The following is a 16,339-nucleotide window of genomic DNA, read 5'->3' as shown; positions in this document are numbered from 1 at the left end:
CCATGAGGGGAAAGGCGACTTATTCAAATACATGGATCGCAACGGCTGTTCGATCCGTCCTTTACGCCAGCGCACTCAGCGCTGGCGTATTGCTGTGCGCCGCACCTGCTCAGGCGGATGACCGCGACCAGCTCAAATCTATTCAGGCCGATATCGCCGCAAAGCAGCGGGCGATCAAGCAACAGCAACAGCAACGCGCCTCCCTGCTTGCCCAGCTCAAAGCACAGGAAGAGGCCATCTCTGCCGCCGCCCGCAAACTGCGTGAAACCCAGGATACCCTGAACCAGCTGAATAAGCAGATTGACGAAATGAACGCTTCAATCGCAAAGCTGGAACGTCAGCGCGCCACTCAGGAGCGTAACCTGTCGGCGCAGCTTGATGCCGCGTTCCGTCAGGGGCCGCATACCGGGATGCAAATGATCCTCAGCGGTGAAGAGGGTCAGCGTAACCAGCGCATGCAGGTTTACTACGGTTATCTTAACCAGGCCCGCCAGGAGACCATCGCCCAGCTGAAACAGACGCGTGAAGAGGTCGCCGCGCAAAAGGCGGAGCTGGAAGAAAAGCAGAGCCAACAGCAGACGCTGGTTTACGAGCAGCGCGCACAGCAGGCAAAACTGGAACAGGCGCGGAACGAACGTAAGAAAACCCTTTCAGGCCTTGAATCGTCTATTCAGCAAGGTCAGCAGCAGCTGGGCGAAATGCGGGCCAACGAATCGCGCCTGCGCGGTCGGATCGCGCAAGCAGAAGCCGCAGCGAAGGCCCGCGCAGAGCGAGAAGCTCGCGAGGCTCAGGCCGTGCGCGATCGTCAGCAGGATGCATCCCGTAAAGGTACCACCTACAAACCGACCGAAAGCGAGCGTTCGCTGATGTCCCGCACCGGCGGTCTGGGCTCTCCGCGCGGTCAGGCCTACTGGCCGGTTCGCGGAACGTTGCTTCATCGTTATGGCGAACAGCTGCAAGGTGAACTACGTTGGAAAGGGATGGTTATCGCTGCGTCTGAAGGTACCGAGGTCAAGGCAATTGCCGATGGCCGGGTGATTCTCGCCGACTGGCTACAGGGCTACGGCCTGGTTGTGGTCGTTGAACACGGTAAAGGCGATATGAGCCTTTACGGCTATAACCAAAGCGCGCTGGTCAGCGTCGGCACTCAGGTCCGGGCGGGCCAGCCGATTGCTCTCGTAGGCAGCAGCGGCGGTCAGGGCCGTCCGTCGCTCTATTTCGAAATTCGTCGCCAGGGTCAGGCGGTCAATCCACAGCCGTGGTTGGGAAGATAAGTTTTGCTTCAATTTCGCAGAATTGCATTCGCGGTAGCCGGTACGCTGGCTATGGCATCGCCGGCATTTGCCGGTAAACTCTCCATTGTTATTGACGACTTTGGCTATCGTCCACAGACTGAAAATCAGGTACTGGCGCTGCCAGCAACCATCTCCGTCGCCGTCTTACCCAACGCGCCACACGCCCGTGAAATGGCGACTAAAGCGCACAATCTCGGCCACGAGGTGCTTATTCACCTGCCGATGGCGCCGCTCAGCAAGCAACCGCTGGAAAAAGATACGCTGCGCCCGGATATGAGCAGCGACGAGATCGAGCGCATCATCCGCGACGCCTATGGCAAAGTGCCGTACGCCGTGGGCCTGAACAATCATATGGGCAGCGCGATGACCTCCAGCCTGTTCGGAATGCAAAAGGTGATGCAGGCGCTGGAGCGCTACAATCTCTATTTCCTCGACAGCGTTACCATCGGCAACACCCAGGCCATGCGCGCGGCGCAGGGTACCGGTGTGAAGGTGATCAAGCGTAAGGTGTTCCTCGATGACACGCAGAATGAGGCCGATATTCGCGTGCAGTTCAACCGTGCCATCGCGCTGGCGCGCCGCAACGGTTCCGCCATTGCTATTGGTCATCCGCACCCCACCACGGTGCGCGTCCTGCAGCAAATGGTCTATAACCTGCCGCCGGATATCACCCTGGTGCGTCCGAGCAACCTGCTGAACGAGCCGCAGGTCGATACCTCAAGGCCCGACAGCGGGCTACCGCCGTCGAAAACGACGCCGCCAACATCGCCGCGTAACCCGTTCCGCGGCGTGAAGTTCTGTAAACCGAAGCATCCGCCGGAGCCGGTATACGCCAGCCGCTTCTTCAGCATCCTGAGCGAAAGTATCCGCCAGAGCCCTCTGGTGCAGTACTACCAGCTGAAATGGCAGGGCTGGGACAACCCAACGAACTAAGCGGATCGGGAATCTGTTCGTTTTTCAGCGGCAGATTCCCGTTTATCTTCAAAGGCATACCAGGCTTTAAAATACTTCATAAAACTGTACAGGGTTGCATATAGCCCGGTCACGGCCCCCACCTTCCCATTCCGCCATGCCCCGCTAAACAGATACCACTTAAAAAAGGCGCCAATCGCGCTGATGATCCCGCGGCCCAGAGAGGGCCTGATCTTCTGATGTTTCACCAGCCGGGTGGTATAACTATTGAGCTTACTAAAGACTTCGTGCAGCGAATAAAAGGTATCGTGACGCACCCGACCCGGGAGTTTGAGGGATCGGGCGTGACCAACCACCTGATCGTCAACCGCGCGGTTGTTAAAGGCCGCCGTAGTACGATTGAATAAGCGAACCGGATAATCCGGCGATGAGACGGGATAAATAGTCCTGACGGGTTCGCCAAGCACATACCAGTAGCGCGGCAGGCGCCAGGCACAGGCGGGGTCGAGATCCTCGCCGGCTTTAAGCCTCAGAATCTCAGCGACAACCTCATTATCGAGAATTTCATCGCTATCCATGCACAGCACCCAGTCATGGCTGGCCAGCGTCGTCGCGTAGTTCATCTGCGCCCCGTGAGCGGTATAGGGGTGATGATGTACCGTCAGCCCAAACTGGCGACAGATATCCAGCGTCGCATCGGTGCTGCCTGAATCCACAACAATGCACTCATCCGCCACCTTCAGGAGCGGAGGTAAAACCTGGCCTAGCAGGCGGGCAGAATTACAGGTCAGTAAGCATACAGAGAGTTTAAGCATGGTGTTTATAAAATTAAACGGTAGTTAAACGAACTGTATAAACGAATAGGCCAAAAATCGATTTAGAAAAAGTGCGTTCACGATGAAGGATCTGTGAAATGTTATCCAAATCTAAATAAAAAAAAGCGCCCGCAGGCGCTCAGCGTATCTCAGCATAAAACCCGGCCGCAGCCGGGCTGCCGTTTTATCAGATTTAATCCCAGCTCAGCACCACTTTTCCGGACTGGCCGGAGCGCATCGCATCAAAGCCCTGCTGGAACTCATCGATGCCAAAACGGTGGGTAATGATCGGTGACAAATCCAGCCCGGACTGGATCAGTGCGGCCATCTTGTACCAGGTCTCGAACATTTCCCGGCCATAAATCCCTTTGATAAACAGCCCCTTGAAAATAACTTTTGTCCAGTCGATGGACATATCCGACGGCGGAATACCGAGCATCGCAATACGACCGCCGTGGTTCATGGTATCCAGCATGGTGCGGAATGCCGGCGGCGCGCCGGACATTTCCAGGCCCACGTCGAACCCTTCGGTCATCCCCAGTTCGGCCATCACATCGGTCAGGCTCTCTTGCGCAACATTCACAGCACGCGTCACGCCCATTTTACGCGCCAGACCCAGTCGATATTCGTTCACGTCAGTAATAACCACATTACGTGCGCCGACGTGTTTCGCGACCGCAGCCGCCATGATCCCAATCGGGCCTGCGCCGGATACCAGTACATCTTCGCCAACCAGATCGAACGAGAGCGCCGTGTGGACCGCGTTGCCAAACGGGTCAAAAATCGACGCCAGATCGTCAGAAATATTGTCCGGGATTTTGAAGGCATTGAAAGCCGGAATGACCAGATATTCCGCGAAACAGCCCGGACGGTTCACGCCTACGCCGATCGTGTTACGACACAGATGTGTACGGCCAGCACGGCAGTTGCGGCAGTGGCCGCAGGTAATATGCCCTTCGCCGGAAACGCGATCGCCAATCTTAAAGCCGCGTACTTCCTGGCCGATACCCACGACTTCACCCACGTACTCATGCCCTACTACCATCGGCACCGGGATGGTTTTTTGCGACCATTCATCCCAGTTATAAATGTGTACGTCGGTACCGCAAATCGCGGTCTTGCGGATTTTGATCAGCAGATCGTTATGGCCGACTTCCGGTTCCGGTACGTCGGTCATCCAGATGCCTTCTTCCGCTTTCAGTTTGGATAACGCTTTCATCTCACGCCCTCAGGCAATCACGCCCAGTTGTTTACCGATGCGGGTAAAGGCTTCTACCGCACGTTCAATTTGTTCAGGGGTATGCGCCGCAGACATCTGGGTGCGAATACGCGCCTGGCCTTTTGGTACCACCGGATAGAAGAACCCGGTGACGTAAATCCCTTCTTTTTGCAGCTCGCGCGCAAAGTTTTGCGCAATCACGGCTTCGCCCAGCATAACCGGGATAATCGCGTGGTCGGCACCGGCCAACGTAAAGCCCGCGGCGGTCATTTTTTCGCGGAACAGGCGCGCGTTGGACCACAGGCGATCGCGCAGTTCAGCACCGGATTCCACCATCTCCAGCACTTTGATAGAGGCAGCAACAATCGCCGGGGCCAGCGAGTTGGAGAACAGATACGGACGCGAACGCTGACGCAGCCATTCAACGACCTCTTTACGTGCAGCGGTATAGCCGCCGGACGCGCCGCCCAGCGCTTTACCTAATGTCCCGGTGATGATATCGACACGGCCCATCACATCGCAGTATTCATGAGAGCCGCGACCGTTTTCACCGACAAAGCCGACGGCGTGGGAATCGTCGACCATCACCAGCGCATCGAACTGGTCCGCCAGATCGCAGACGCCTTTCAGGTTGGCGATCACGCCGTCCATGGAGAATACGCCGTCGGTGGCGATCAGCACGTGGCGTGCGCCGGCTTCACGGGCCTCTTTCAGACGTGCTTCCAGCTCCTGCATATCGTTGTTGGCATAACGGTAGCGTTTTGCTTTGCACAAACGCACGCCATCAATGATGGAAGCGTGGTTCAGGGCATCAGAAATAATGGCATCTTCCGGGCCCAACAAGGTTTCAAACAGGCCGCCGTTGGCATCGAAACAGGAGGAGTAAAGAATCGCATCTTCCATGCCGAGGAACTCAGCCAGCTTCTTCTCAAGCGCTTTGTGGCTATCCTGCGTACCGCAAATAAAGCGCACGGAAGCCATACCAAAACCGTGGCTGTCCATCCCCGCTTTCGCGGCGGCAATCAGCTCCGGATGGTTAGCCAGACCCAGATAGTTATTGGCGCAGAAGTTAATCACGTTGCTGCCGCCGACGGTAATATCCGCCTGCTGCGCCGACGTAATAATGCGTTCTTCTTTAAATAACCCTTCCGCGCGAGCGGTCTCGAGGCTATTGGTCAACTGTTCGTAAAAATCACCACGCATTGCAACTCTCCAGATTTGGCAAAATTTGGCACATATTACCCAAAGCTATACGCTGATACGAGATGATGCATGCCTGGATGAATTATTTGCAGCATAAATCACGCTCGCCAACCGCTTTTCGGCGAATGGCTGAAGCCTGCTCCATGTGGTGATATGATATGAGTATTCATGTCCGGATTGTCTCTGGACTCCATACTTCAAAGGTTACAGTTATGATCATCGTTACCGGCGGCGCAGGTTTTATCGGCAGCAACATCGTTAAAGCCCTGAATGACAAAGGCATTACCGACATTTTGGTCGTAGATAATCTGAAAGACGGCACCAAGTTTGCTAACCTGGTAGACCTGGATATCGCTGATTACATGGATAAAGAAGACTTCCTGATTCAGGTGATGGCCGGGGAAGAGTTCGGCGAAATTGAAGCCATATTCCACGAAGGCGCCTGCTCCTCCACCACGGAGTGGGACGGCAAGTACATGATGGATAACAACTATCAGTACTCCAAAGAGGTGCTGCATTACTGCCTGGAGCGTCAGATTCCGTTCCTGTACGCCTCGTCGGCGGCAACCTACGGCGGCCGCACCAGCGACTTTATCGAATCCCGTGAATATGAGCAGCCGCTGAACGTTTATGGCTACTCCAAATTCCTGTTCGACGAATACGTCCGCCAGATCCTGCCGGAAGCCGACTCGCAGATCGTTGGCTTCCGCTATTTCAACGTCTACGGGCCGCGCGAAGGGCACAAAGGCAGCATGGCGAGCGTGGCTTTCCACCTCAACACCCAGTTGAATAACGGCGAAAGCCCGAAACTGTTCGAAGGCAGCGATGGCTTCAAACGCGATTTCGTCTACGTAGGCGACGTGGCCGCGGTAAACCTGTGGTTCTGGGAAAACGGCGTATCCGGCATTTTCAACCTCGGCACCGGCCGTGCGGAATCTTTCCAGGCGGTAGCCGATGCCACGCTGGCATACCATAAGAAAGGCAGCATCGAATACATCCCGTTCCCGGAAAAGCTGAAAGGCCGCTACCAGGCATTTACCCAGGCGGATCTGACCAACCTGCGCGCTGCGGGCTACGACAAGCCGTTCAAGACCGTTGCCGAAGGCGTAACGGAATATATGGCCTGGCTCAATCGCGAAACTGACGCCGGTTCACAAAATCATTCAAGCGATAGCAAGGCGGCAACGAAGTAAATCTCCGGGGGCTTACTAAAGTCAGTGACCGGGATGAACGCAGGCAGCCAACGCAGAGATGGCTTGAAGGATGAAGTGAATGAAAATATTGGTGGTTGGCCCGTCATGGGTGGGCGACATGATGATGTCGCAAAGTCTCTATCGCACGCTCAGAGCGCGCTATCCCCAGGCAATCATCGACGTGATGGCACCCGCATGGTGCCGTCCGTTGCTGTCACGAATGCCGGAAGTCAACGAAGCCATCCCGATGCCGCTCGGCCATGGCGCGCTGGCGATAGGCGAGCGCCGTAAGCTCGGACACAGTCTGCGCGAACGACGCTACGACCGCGCCTACGTGCTGCCGAACTCATTTAAATCGGCGCTGGTTCCCTTCTTCGCCAACATCCCGCACCGCACCGGCTGGCGCGGTGAGATGCGCTACGGTCTGCTGAACGACGCGCGGGTGCTGGATAAAGACGCCTGGCCGCTGATGGTTGAACGCTATGTCGCGCTGGCCTATGACAAAGGGGTCATGCTCAGCGCCAAAGACCTGCCGCAGCCGCTGCTGTGGCCGCAGCTGCAGGTTTTTGACGGGGAAAAATCGCAGGTCTGCAATGCATTCAACATCTCTGCCGACCGTCCGATCATCGGCTTCTGCCCCGGAGCGGAGTTTGGCCCGGCAAAACGCTGGCCGCACTACCACTACGCCGAGCTGGCAAAGCAGCTTATCGACGAGGGGTATCAGGTGGTTCTGTTCGGTTCGGCCAAAGACCATGACGCCGGCAACGATATCTTGGCCGCGCTGAATACCCGGCAGCAGGCATGGTGTCGTAATCTGGCCGGAGAAACCCAGCTTGAACAGGCGGTCGTCCTGATTGCCGCCTGTACGGCCGTCGTCAGTAACGATTCCGGTCTGATGCATGTTGCCGCGGCATTGAACCGCCCGCTGGTGGCGCTGTATGGCCCAAGCAGCCCCGACTTCACCCCGCCGCTGTCCCACAAAGCGCGGGTGATTCGCCTGATTAGCGGCTACCACAAAGTCCGTAAGGGCGATGCCGCGGAAGGTTATCATCAGAGCCTGATCGATATTACGCCGCAGCGCGTACAGGAAGAGCTAAACGCGCTCCTGCAGGAAAAAACCGATAAAGAGGAAGCGTAGCGGATGCGGGTATTGATCGTAAAAACCTCGTCCATGGGCGACGTCCTGCATACGCTGCCCGCGCTGACCGATGCTGTGCAAGCTTTTCCCGGCATTCGCTTTGACTGGGTCGTCGAGGAGGGGTTCGCACAGATCCCGTCCTGGCATGAAGCGGTCGATCGGGTGATTCCCGTCGCCATTCGTCGCTGGCGTAAAGCCTGGTTTTCTGCCCCCATCAGGGGCGAACGCCAGGCCTTTCGCGATGCCGTACGGGCACAGAAATATGACGCGATTATCGATGCTCAGGGTCTGGTCAAAAGCGCCGCGCTGGTCACCCGGCTGGCGCACGGCGTGAAGCACGGTATGGACTGGCAAACCGCCCGCGAGCCGCTGGCCAGCTTGTTCTACAATCGCCGTCACCATATCGCGAAGCAGCAGCATGCCGTTGAGCGCACCCGCGAACTGTTCGCCAAAAGCCTGGGCTACACCCGGCCGGAGAGTCAGGGAGATTATGCCATCGCCCGCCACTTTACCCGCCAGGATGCCGCCTCTGCGGTGCCGTATCTCGTCTTCCTCCATGCCACGACCCGCGATGACAAACACTGGCCAGAAAGCCACTGGCAGGCGCTTATCGCTCTGCTGGCCGACAGCGGCCTGCAGATTAAGTTGCCGTGGGGCGCCCCGCATGAAGAAGCGCGGGCCAAACGGCTGGCGGATGGCCACGACTTTGTCGAAGTACTGCCGCGCATGAGTCTGGAGCAGGTCGCTCAGGTTCTGGCGGGCGCCAGAGGCGTGGTTTCCGTTGATACCGGCCTGAGCCATCTGACCGCCGCGCTCGATAAAGCCAATTTTACGTTATATGGTCCCACCGACCCGGGGTTGATTGGCGGTTACGGTAAAAATCAGTATGTCGTACGTCCGGAAAGCGGCAACAGTACCGGGGATATTTCCGCCGCCCGCATCGCGCAGCTGCTGCAATCTCAGGGGCTGATTTAATGGGTTCACTGTACAAGCAAATTTACCGCTACACGCGTCCGCGGGCTTTTCGCCATAACGAAAATCTCTGGCCGTATACCAAAATCACCCGTGCCGAAAGCGGTGAAATCCGCACGCTGCAGTACAAAGGTCAACACGTTCCGCTGGTCAGCCTGAGCGCGTTAAAAAACAGCGCGCATGGCGAGGTTTTGTTGACGGCGACCGGCCCCTCCACCCGCCGTATTGATTTTTCACGGCTGCCGGAGAGCGTGCCGGTGATGGGTGTCAACGGCGCCTGGTTTCTCTCTGATACGCTCAGGTTTTCGTTCTACACCATTGTCGATATGGAGTTTTACGACAAGCAACCCGACATTATTCGCTCGGTGATCGGCCAGCCCGATCTTGTGCTGTTTACCACCATGCACGGGATCGCCAAAATCTACGATCGCTATCCGGCCGATCTGCGCTGCCGCCTGGCGCTGATTGAAGACGGCTGCTATAAAATTTACCAGCCTAAAGTCGCCAGCAGCATGATGCGGCAAACCTATCAGCATATCGAAGCGCTGCGCTTCCACCCTGAGCGCCAGGATATCTGCTTTAGCACCGATATCCGCCACGGGGTCTTTGATGCCGGCACCGTGGTCTACTGGTCCTTACAGATCCTCGCCTGGCTGGGGTTCGACACTATTCTTATCAGCGGGCTGGACATGAATAATTTCCACGAACCGCGGTTCTACGAAACACAACAGAATAAACTGCCTTCCTACCTGGCAAACAAAGTGGATGACCTGGTCATGCCGTCCTTTTCGCACGCCGCTTGTGTGCTACAACAAAACCATATTCGGGTCATCAATTTCTCCCAGGAGAGCGCGGTGCCGGAATCGATTTTTGCAAAGGTTTCTTTTGATGCGTACTTTAAAAATAAGTAACTATGCCATTCAGGGTTACTCCATTTTCTTTCCCTTATTTTTATTTTTCAGCGCTATTTTTTGCATCTCCACCCGGACGAATAACCTGCTCCACCTGTCGATTCTGCTGTTCCTGCTGTCTTTACTGAACAAAGACCATCGCCAGGCGCTGGCGGAGAGCACCCGCCAGCAATGGCTGACCTATGCGCTGCTGGTGGTCTTCTTTGTCTACTATGCGCTCAGCAATCTCTGGGGGCATACGCCGCAACATATTGACTCGCCGCTGACTCACGGCACCTACCTCATCTTCTACCTGCTGCTGCTCACCACCCTGATGGGCCATCCCCTCACCCGGCATCTGGCGCTGCTCAGCGTGGTTGCCGGAGTCACCGTGCTGTCTGTCTGGACGCTGGCGATAGACCATACGCTGGTTCTGACCTTACGCGAAGTCTCAGCGGAAAACCCAGGCCCGACCAACGTTATCGACCTGGCAGGATACTGTGGCATCGCCATCTTAATTTGCTGCCTGCTGTTGCAAGAGAAAGCCAGCCATTATCTCTATGTGCCGATTGCTATCCTGCTGGTGATGATGGTCTTTACCCAGAGTCGCGGGCCGATTATCGCCCTGGCGCTGGCCTTCTGCTGCACGCTGCATCTGCAGGTGTTTACGCGCCGTAATTTAGCGATCGTCGCCACGCTGGCGGTGGTGCTCGGGCTGGTCTTCTTCCTGACGCCGGTTGGCGACCTGCTGTTAGCCCGCTTTGAGGAGATGGGGACACAGAGTGGTCTACGTTTCAGTATCTGGCGCCATACGCTGGCGGAAATCGCGGACCATCCCTGGCTGGGTCGGGGGTTCGATTATGGACTCGAATTCATTAACTACAGCGGTGAACACATCACCACCACCCACAGCGTCTATCTCGGCTCGCTGCTGAAAGGCGGCATCATTGGCCTGCTGCTGCTGCTGGCGGTCATCGCCAGCGGATTATGGCGGGCATGGTGCAAACGCCGCGGCGACAGCCGATACAGCCTGGCGATTTTCATGTATGCATTGATTTTTATGGCGTCGCAGGGGATGTTTATCGTCAGCAACCCGCGAGAAACCTGGGTGCTGTTCTGGCTACCGCTCGGGATTGCGTTGAGCAACAGCCTGACGGCGAAACGGCCGTAAGGCCGTCGTGAAAGCGTAACCGAAAAGGGCCCGTCCGGGCCCTTTTTTATTACCGCAAACGCGTGGCAACCAGACTATCAGCCTGCTCCTGGATCATCGGCCATATGGCGTCAATCGGGACATCCGCCACGTTCTCTTCCTCGCAGACAATCTGCCTGGCCTTAGCATAACCCGGAGCCCAAATGGTATAACCCGGCAAGCCAGTATCCTTGAGCTTGCGCTTGTTATAGACCGCCACCATCGGCTTATCAAACACCCTGGCAATATGCACAATGGAAGTGTCAGCGGTAATCACCAGATCGCAGCAGCGGATAACTTCTACCGCCGAGTTGATATTGCTGTCAGCCAGATACAGGGCCATATCCAGCCCAAGCTGACGGATTTTCTCGCTGCGACCGACCATCACCACGCTCACTTTATAGGGGAGCTGACGGAGCCGTTCAATGAGCACGGCGACCTGATGACGGCAGAAATCCTTATCTGTTGAGGCGGTAAAAGGATTGATGGCCACGCATAGCTGTCTGTCACTTTCTGTCGCCAGTAACTTTTCCACTCGCTGGCGCTCGCGTATATCGCCGGGAACGTGATAATGATAGTGCTCATCTCTCACGCCAAAAAGCTTAACCACCTGTTTATAGCGGGCGGAAATATGGCTTTTGCTATCATAAAAGGTGATTGACTGGTCATACAGCTTATATTTCTCTTTATTAAAACCAATGACGCAGGGCGCGCGTAAATCAGAGAGAAACTTAAACCGTTCATAGGTTTTCACGTCATCAAAATCTATAACCGCATCAAAATTAAGTGCGCGTAACGCCGCGAGTGACATGCGCGGTTTATACAAATATACATTCTCAAGAAATATTGAGCCTGCTAATATTTGCATGCATACAGGACCGGTGAGGACAGAAACTTTATAGCCGTGCTCGGCGAGAAGTCTGGCACAGCCGGTGGTTACCACCATGTCGCCGACTTTATCATCCAGACGCAGTAATAAAATGCGCTTCACCTGAGCGGGATTGAACGGCTGGCGCTCAGCTTTATTTCTATAACGAAAATTAATTAAATTAAATTTAATGTCGCGGAAAAAAGCATTTTTCTTCCGCGTCAGTTGTTTAAGGATACGCATACGGTACCTTAGGGTGCCTTTTATCGCTGTGTGTGTTTCCGCTGGTAATATTCTGCCAACGTCATCCCCTTCACCTGCGGCGCCAGCCAGTTAAAAAATGCTTCCAGGTCGACATATAACTGCTCGATATCCTGTTTATTTTTAAATGTTGGGCTGCCGCCAGGCATATACTCAGAAGAGTGCAGCATATATTCGACGTAATCATTACCCTGAGTCAATGTCTGCTGCACCACTTTCTTCATGGTGTCGACATTTCCCCCCATCGGGCGCAGCCAGTGAACGGAAGGCGAACGCACTTTGCCGCGCAAGCGATCGTAGCCCTGCTTCACGCTGTTCATCCAGCCGGAGTGCTTATATTGAATGCTCATCGGCACTTCCAGCAGCGAAGAGCCGCCTTCGCGACTGATATCGTTCTCGTCAAGGAAATAGGCATGCTGCGGGAAACGACGGTAATCGGTACCACCGTCCCCCTGCGGGGCGCCTTTCGCCGTCTTCCAGTTGACCCGCGGCGTGACCGAGCAGTCAACCAGATAGCCATGCTCCACCAGCAGGCGGGCGTAGCGCTCATCAAACGCCCAGCGTCCGGCGCGATGGCTGACCATTTTCGTCTGGAAAGTGTCTTCCAGCAGATGCGTCATGTAAGCGACTTTTTCGCGCATCGCCGCATCGGAATATTCAATCAGATAGGGTTTATGACGCCAGTCGTCATCGGTCAACGGGTCCGTCGGCGGGCTGTTCCAGGCATGGAGGTGCATGCCGATTTCCGCCGTCCCGCGGGCAATCACATCTTTGGCGAATTCGATATAAAAGGGATCGATCGCCATTTCATAGTTGGTCAAATAGACCGGTTTAAAACCATACTTTTCGCAAAGCTGCTGAAAACGCGGTAAATAGCGCGCATTCTCGGTGGTAATGCTGTCATGTTTTTGCCAGAGGTTATCGCCCTCTGTATCAATCGTGATGAGAAATGCGGGATTGTGCACGAAAACGTCCTCAGAGCATACGTATCGGGTCATGGTAGAGCAATACAACGCTTCTCTCAATCAGTCTGATCCCCTAGAATCGGAAACCTGATATTGAATGAAGAACAGAGAATGACGCCTGAAACCCGCTCTTCCGGCCCTGTGACCCCGACGCGAATCCTGGTTATTAAGCTGCGCCATCATGGCGATATGCTGCTGATCACGCCGCTCATTCACGCCCTCAAACAGCAATATCCCGCGGCCAGCGTTGATGTCCTGCTGTATGAAGAAACCCGGGATATGCTCGCCGCCAATCCTGATATCAATCAGATTTTCGCCATTGATCGGCGTTGGAAAAAACAGGGCACCGGCCACCAGCTCAAGATGGAGTGGCAGCTGATTCGTGCGCTGCGCCAGCAGCGCTACGATATGGTGCTCAATCTTGCCGATCAGTGGCCAAGCGCAATTATCACGAAACTGACCGGCGCGCCAATCCGCATCGGCTTTGACTTCCCGAAGCGTCGTCACCCGGCATGGCGTTTTTGTCATACCGCTCTCGCCTCAACACAGCAGCATAACCAGCAGCACACCGTGCAGCAGCATCTGTCGATTCTGGCGCCGCTTGGGCTGGAGATGAATGACGCGCCGGCGAAAATGGGCTACAGCGAGCAGGACTGGCACGTCAGCCGCGCGCTGCTGCCGGAAGGGTTTCAGGACAACTATATCGTCATTCAACCGACCTCCCGCTGGTTCTTTAAGTGCTGGCGCGAAGAGCGAATGAGCGCCCTGATTAACGCCCTCTCTGACGCAGGCTACCCGGTCGTGCTGACCTCCGGTCCCGATGCCAAAGAGAAGCAGATGATCGACACCATTATGGCGGGCTGCCCCAATGCTCGTTTGCACTCCCTCGCCGGTCAGCTGACTCTGCGCCAGCTGGCATCCGTCATCGATCATGGCCGCCTGTTTATCGGCGTCGACTCCGTACCGATGCATATGGCCGCCGCGCTGGGTACGCCGCTGGTGGCGCTGTTCGGCCCCTCCAAACTCACCTTCTGGCGTCCATGGCAGGCTAAAGGTGAGGTGATCTGGGCAGGTGATTTCGGCGCTATTCCCGACCCGGATGATATCGACACCGGCACAGACGAACGTTATCTCGATTTAATTCCCACCGACGCGGTTATCGCGGCGGCGAAAAAGGTACTGGCATGAGCAAATTCAGGCTGGCCCTGGTGCGACAGAAATATCGCCCGGACGGCGGCGCGGAGCGCTTTGTCTCCCGCGCGCTGGAAGCCCTTGATAGCAGCAATCTTGAACTGAACGTCATTACTCGCGAATGGCAAGGGCCGGTGAAACCCGACTGGAATATTCATATCTGCAACCCGCGTAAGTGGGGGCGGATCAGCCGCGAACGCGGTTTCGCCGACGCCGCCCGCCGGCTGTGGCAGAGCGAACATTTCGATCTGGTGCAGAGCCACGAACGCATTCCCGGCTGCGACCTGTACCGCGCCGGGGACGGCGTGCACCGCCGCTGGCTACAGCAGCGCTCGCGCATTTTGCCCGGCTGGAAAAGCCGCCTGCTGTTTGCCGACCGCTACCATCGCTATGTCATGCAGGCTGAGCGCGAAATGTACCAGGACTCGCACCTGCGCGGCGTCATCTGCAACGCGGAGATGATAAAACGCGAGATTATTGAAGACTTCGGCCTGCCGGCGGAGAAAATCCACGTTATCTATAACGCCATTGATAACCAGCGTTTTCTGCCGCCTACGGAAGCGGCCTTTGTTGCGCTACGTCACCAATGGAATCTGCCGCTGCAGGCGACCTGCCTGATCTACGTCGGCTCCGGCTTTGAGCGCAAGGGGCTGGATGCGGCGATCCGCGCCATCGCCCCCACCGATCGCTATCTGCTGGTCGTCGGTAAAGACAAAGATCAGAATCGCTATCAGTCGCTGGCGAAAACCCTCAACTGCGAGGAGCGGGTCCGCTTTTTCGGCATGCAGTCGGAAACCCTGCCGTTCTATCAGATGGCCGACGGCCTGCTGCTGCCGACGCTGTACGATCCGTTCCCCAACGTTATTCTCGAAGCGATGGCCTGCGGCCTGCCGGTCATTACCACCACCGGCTGCGGCGGCGCGGAGTTTATCGTTCAGGGCAGCAATGGCTACGTTTGCGATGCGCTGGATATCCCGGCCCTGCAGGAGTCGGTTAGCGCCCTGCCCGCCCGGGCGTTAGGCTCTGCGGAAGGGGAACGCGCCCGCGAGCGCATCATGTCCTGCACCAGCGAACGACTCTCGACGCAGCTGCTCTCCCTCTATCAGGATCTGGTGAAATAACGATGCGTATACTGTTTGTGATCGACGGCCTGCCCGGCGGCGGGGCGGAGAAGGTCGTGCTGACCCTGGCTGAGCATTTTCTGCGCCAGGGCGAACGGGTCTCACTGTTTTCTCTGCGCGATGTCTGCGATTATGCGCTGCCGGAAGGGCTGGATTATCAGGTTGTGAGTGACCGCAGCCGGACACCCTGGCGCAAAATCACCGAACTTTCGCGCCGCGCCCGCCAGCTGGATGCCGCCATCGTCACAGCCGAGCAGCAGGGTGAATTCGATCTGGTGCTCTCCAACCTGCATAAAACCGATCGCATTGTCGCCCGCAGCCGGTCGCTGAAAAACCGGAACGTCTGGTTCTGCCTGCATGGCGTCTTTTCCACATCATATCTGGGCCATCGCACCGGATTTGATCGCTGGATGAAACAGCAGAAGATTAAGCGTGTCTATCAGGGACGCAACGTCATTACCGTCTCCGATGCGGTAGGTCAGGATCTGGTCGAACAGTTCGCCATCCGCCCGGCACAGTTAAAAACCATTTATAACCCGTTCGATATTCCCGCTCTGCGCGCCGCCGCCGATGCGCCTGGCGAGCAGCCTGCGGGGGATTATATTATTCACGTCGGTCGGTTCCACCCGGGGAAACGTCACGATCGCCTGATCGAAGCCTATGCGCAAAGCGGAATCACCGCGCCGCTGGTGCTGCTGGGTCAGGGTAAACCGGAGCAGGAACAGCGCCTGCGCCAGCTGGCGCAGCAGCTACAGGTTGCCGATCGTGTTCTGTTTAAAGGCTTTCAGAAAAACCCGCTGCCGTGGATTAAGCATGCGCGGATGCTGGTGCTCAGCTCCGACAGCGAAGGCTTTGGTAACGTGGTGGTTGAGGCGCTGCTGCTAAATACCCCGGTCGCCAGCACCCGCTGTCCTGGCGGGGTGACGGAAATTCTCACCGGCGAATTAGCCCGCGGCCTGACCGATCTGAACAGCCCGGCGCTGGCCCGGACGATGCAAAGCATTTACCATAACCCACCAGCTATCGAACCTTCCGCACTGGAAAAATTCAGCGTGGATACGATTTGTCAGCAGTACCGTCAGCTGCGTCGCGGCTGACGCCGCTATT

At 56.4% G+C, this 16,339-nt stretch carries 15 protein-coding genes; 10 read left to right on the top strand and 5 right to left on the bottom strand.

Annotation, left to right across the window (positions count from 1 at the left end; all coding sequences use genetic code 11):
• Window positions 1-2: 2 nt before the first annotated feature.
• Both envC and ROR01S_RS16395 read left to right on the top strand, forming a co-directional pair.
• The gene (gene envC / locus ROR01S_RS16400) at window positions 3-1,274 is read left to right on the top strand and encodes a murein hydrolase activator EnvC (protein ID WP_015585524.1); all 1,272 of its coding nucleotides are present in this window, start codon (window positions 3-5) and stop codon (window positions 1,272-1,274) included.
• A 3-nt stretch (window positions 1,275-1,277) separates the two neighbouring features.
• The gene (locus tag ROR01S_RS16395) at window positions 1,278-2,228 is read left to right on the top strand and encodes a divergent polysaccharide deacetylase family protein (protein WP_015585523.1); all 951 of its coding nucleotides are present in this window, start codon (window positions 1,278-1,280) and stop codon (window positions 2,226-2,228) included.
• Here the strand turns inward: ROR01S_RS16395 and ROR01S_RS16390 are convergent.
• The 3 genes from ROR01S_RS16390 to kbl form a co-directional block, all read right to left on the bottom strand.
• Window positions 2,225-3,022, bottom strand: a complete 798-nt coding sequence (locus ROR01S_RS16390; protein ID WP_004868916.1) for a glycosyltransferase family 2 protein — start codon at window positions 3,020-3,022, stop codon at window positions 2,225-2,227. The two genes, ROR01S_RS16395 and ROR01S_RS16390, sit on opposite strands and share 4 nt — an antisense overlap.
• Before the next feature lie 193 nt (window positions 3,023-3,215).
• Window positions 3,216-4,241, bottom strand: coding sequence for an L-threonine 3-dehydrogenase (gene tdh / locus ROR01S_RS16385; protein WP_004868917.1), 1,026 nt, complete (start codon window positions 4,239-4,241; stop codon window positions 3,216-3,218).
• A 9-nt stretch (window positions 4,242-4,250) separates the two neighbouring features.
• Window positions 4,251-5,444 (bottom strand): glycine C-acetyltransferase, encoded by a 1,194-nt coding sequence (gene kbl, locus ROR01S_RS16380; RefSeq protein WP_004868920.1) that lies wholly within the window; start codon window positions 5,442-5,444, stop codon window positions 4,251-4,253.
• Between the two features lie 212 nt (window positions 5,445-5,656).
• On the opposite strand from kbl, the gene rfaD reads away from it, so the two are divergent.
• From rfaD to ROR01S_RS16355, 5 genes are all read left to right on the top strand, one after another.
• Window positions 5,657-6,637, top strand: a complete 981-nt coding sequence (gene rfaD, locus ROR01S_RS16375; RefSeq protein WP_004868921.1) for an ADP-glyceromanno-heptose 6-epimerase — start codon at window positions 5,657-5,659, stop codon at window positions 6,635-6,637.
• A 79-nt stretch (window positions 6,638-6,716) separates the two neighbouring features.
• A complete protein-coding gene (rfaF, locus tag ROR01S_RS16370; protein WP_004868923.1) occupies window positions 6,717-7,775 on the top strand; it encodes an ADP-heptose--LPS heptosyltransferase RfaF in 1,059 nt (352 codons plus the stop codon).
• A 3-nt stretch (window positions 7,776-7,778) separates the two neighbouring features.
• Window positions 7,779-8,750 (top strand): lipopolysaccharide heptosyltransferase RfaC, encoded by a 972-nt coding sequence (gene rfaC / locus ROR01S_RS16365; RefSeq protein ID WP_004868925.1) that lies wholly within the window; start codon window positions 7,779-7,781, stop codon window positions 8,748-8,750.
• Window positions 8,750-9,658: a WaaZ-like lipopolysaccharide core biosynthesis protein gene (locus ROR01S_RS16360; RefSeq protein WP_004868927.1), complete on the top strand. Its 909-nt coding sequence runs from the start codon at window positions 8,750-8,752 to the stop codon at window positions 9,656-9,658. Before rfaC ends, ROR01S_RS16360 begins: the two co-directional genes overlap by 1 nt.
• Window positions 9,636-10,808 (top strand): O-antigen ligase family protein, encoded by a 1,173-nt coding sequence (locus tag ROR01S_RS16355; protein WP_064359692.1) that lies wholly within the window; start codon window positions 9,636-9,638, stop codon window positions 10,806-10,808. Before ROR01S_RS16360 ends, ROR01S_RS16355 begins: the two co-directional genes overlap by 23 nt.
• Before the next feature lie 49 nt (window positions 10,809-10,857).
• On the opposite strand, the gene ROR01S_RS16350 is transcribed toward ROR01S_RS16355, so the two are convergent.
• Both ROR01S_RS16350 and ROR01S_RS16345 read right to left on the bottom strand, forming a co-directional pair.
• On the bottom strand, window positions 10,858-11,937 hold the full coding sequence (locus ROR01S_RS16350) for a glycosyltransferase family 9 protein (protein ID WP_064356576.1): 1,080 nt from the start codon (window positions 11,935-11,937) through the stop codon (window positions 10,858-10,860).
• Between the two features lie 20 nt (window positions 11,938-11,957).
• Window positions 11,958-12,920 (bottom strand): polysaccharide deacetylase family protein, encoded by a 963-nt coding sequence (locus ROR01S_RS16345; RefSeq protein ID WP_004868934.1) that lies wholly within the window; start codon window positions 12,918-12,920, stop codon window positions 11,958-11,960.
• 111 nt (window positions 12,921-13,031) lie between these two features.
• Between ROR01S_RS16345 and rfaQ the strand changes: the two genes are divergently transcribed.
• Genes rfaQ through ROR01S_RS16330 form a run of 3 tightly spaced genes read left to right on the top strand, consistent with a single transcriptional unit; the run spans window position 13,032 to window position 16,329 of the window.
• A complete protein-coding gene (gene rfaQ / locus ROR01S_RS16340) occupies window positions 13,032-14,108 on the top strand; it encodes a putative lipopolysaccharide heptosyltransferase III (protein ID WP_064359691.1) in 1,077 nt (358 codons plus the stop codon).
• Complete coding sequence (locus ROR01S_RS16335; protein WP_048022800.1) at window positions 14,105-15,232, top strand: glycosyltransferase family 4 protein; 1,128 nt, start codon at window positions 14,105-14,107, stop codon at window positions 15,230-15,232. Before rfaQ ends, ROR01S_RS16335 begins: the two co-directional genes overlap by 4 nt.
• Window positions 15,233-15,234: 2 nt before the next feature.
• A complete protein-coding gene (locus ROR01S_RS16330; protein ID WP_048022798.1) occupies window positions 15,235-16,329 on the top strand; it encodes a glycosyltransferase in 1,095 nt (364 codons plus the stop codon).
• Window positions 16,330-16,339 lie beyond the last annotated feature (10 nt).

This window comes from Klebsiella ornithinolytica NBRC 105727 = ATCC 31898, assembly GCF_001598295.1.
Lineage (GTDB): Bacteria > Pseudomonadota > Gammaproteobacteria > Enterobacterales > Enterobacteriaceae > Klebsiella > Klebsiella ornithinolytica.
The sequence above is the reverse complement of the archived record's forward strand: the minus strand, read 5'-3'. Positions and strand labels throughout refer to the sequence as shown.

Excerpts from the sequence above, each read along its gene's own strand:
- envC (WP_015585524.1), top strand. The coding sequence starts at position 3 with ATGAGGGGAAAGGCGACTTATTCAAATACATGGATCGCAACGGCTGTT.
- ROR01S_RS16390 (WP_004868916.1), bottom strand. The coding sequence starts at position 3,022 with ATGCTTAAACTCTCTGTATGCTTACTGACCTGTAATTCTGCCCGCCTG.
- tdh (WP_004868917.1), bottom strand. The coding sequence starts at position 4,241 with ATGAAAGCGTTATCCAAACTGAAAGCGGAAGAAGGCATCTGGATGACC.
- kbl (WP_004868920.1), bottom strand. The coding sequence starts at position 5,444 with ATGCGTGGTGATTTTTACGAACAGTTGACCAATAGCCTCGAGACCGCT.
- rfaD (WP_004868921.1), top strand. The coding sequence starts at position 5,657 with ATGATCATCGTTACCGGCGGCGCAGGTTTTATCGGCAGCAACATCGTT.
- rfaF (WP_004868923.1), top strand. The coding sequence starts at position 6,717 with ATGAAAATATTGGTGGTTGGCCCGTCATGGGTGGGCGACATGATGATG.
- rfaC (WP_004868925.1), top strand. The coding sequence starts at position 7,779 with ATGCGGGTATTGATCGTAAAAACCTCGTCCATGGGCGACGTCCTGCAT.
- ROR01S_RS16360 (WP_004868927.1), top strand. The coding sequence starts at position 8,750 with ATGGGTTCACTGTACAAGCAAATTTACCGCTACACGCGTCCGCGGGCT.
- ROR01S_RS16355 (WP_064359692.1), top strand. The coding sequence starts at position 9,636 with ATGCGTACTTTAAAAATAAGTAACTATGCCATTCAGGGTTACTCCATT.
- ROR01S_RS16350 (WP_064356576.1), bottom strand. The coding sequence starts at position 11,937 with ATGCGTATCCTTAAACAACTGACGCGGAAGAAAAATGCTTTTTTCCGC.
- rfaQ (WP_064359691.1), top strand. The coding sequence starts at position 13,032 with ATGACGCCTGAAACCCGCTCTTCCGGCCCTGTGACCCCGACGCGAATC.
- ROR01S_RS16335 (WP_048022800.1), top strand. The coding sequence starts at position 14,105 with ATGAGCAAATTCAGGCTGGCCCTGGTGCGACAGAAATATCGCCCGGAC.
- ROR01S_RS16330 (WP_048022798.1), top strand. The coding sequence starts at position 15,235 with ATGCGTATACTGTTTGTGATCGACGGCCTGCCCGGCGGCGGGGCGGAG.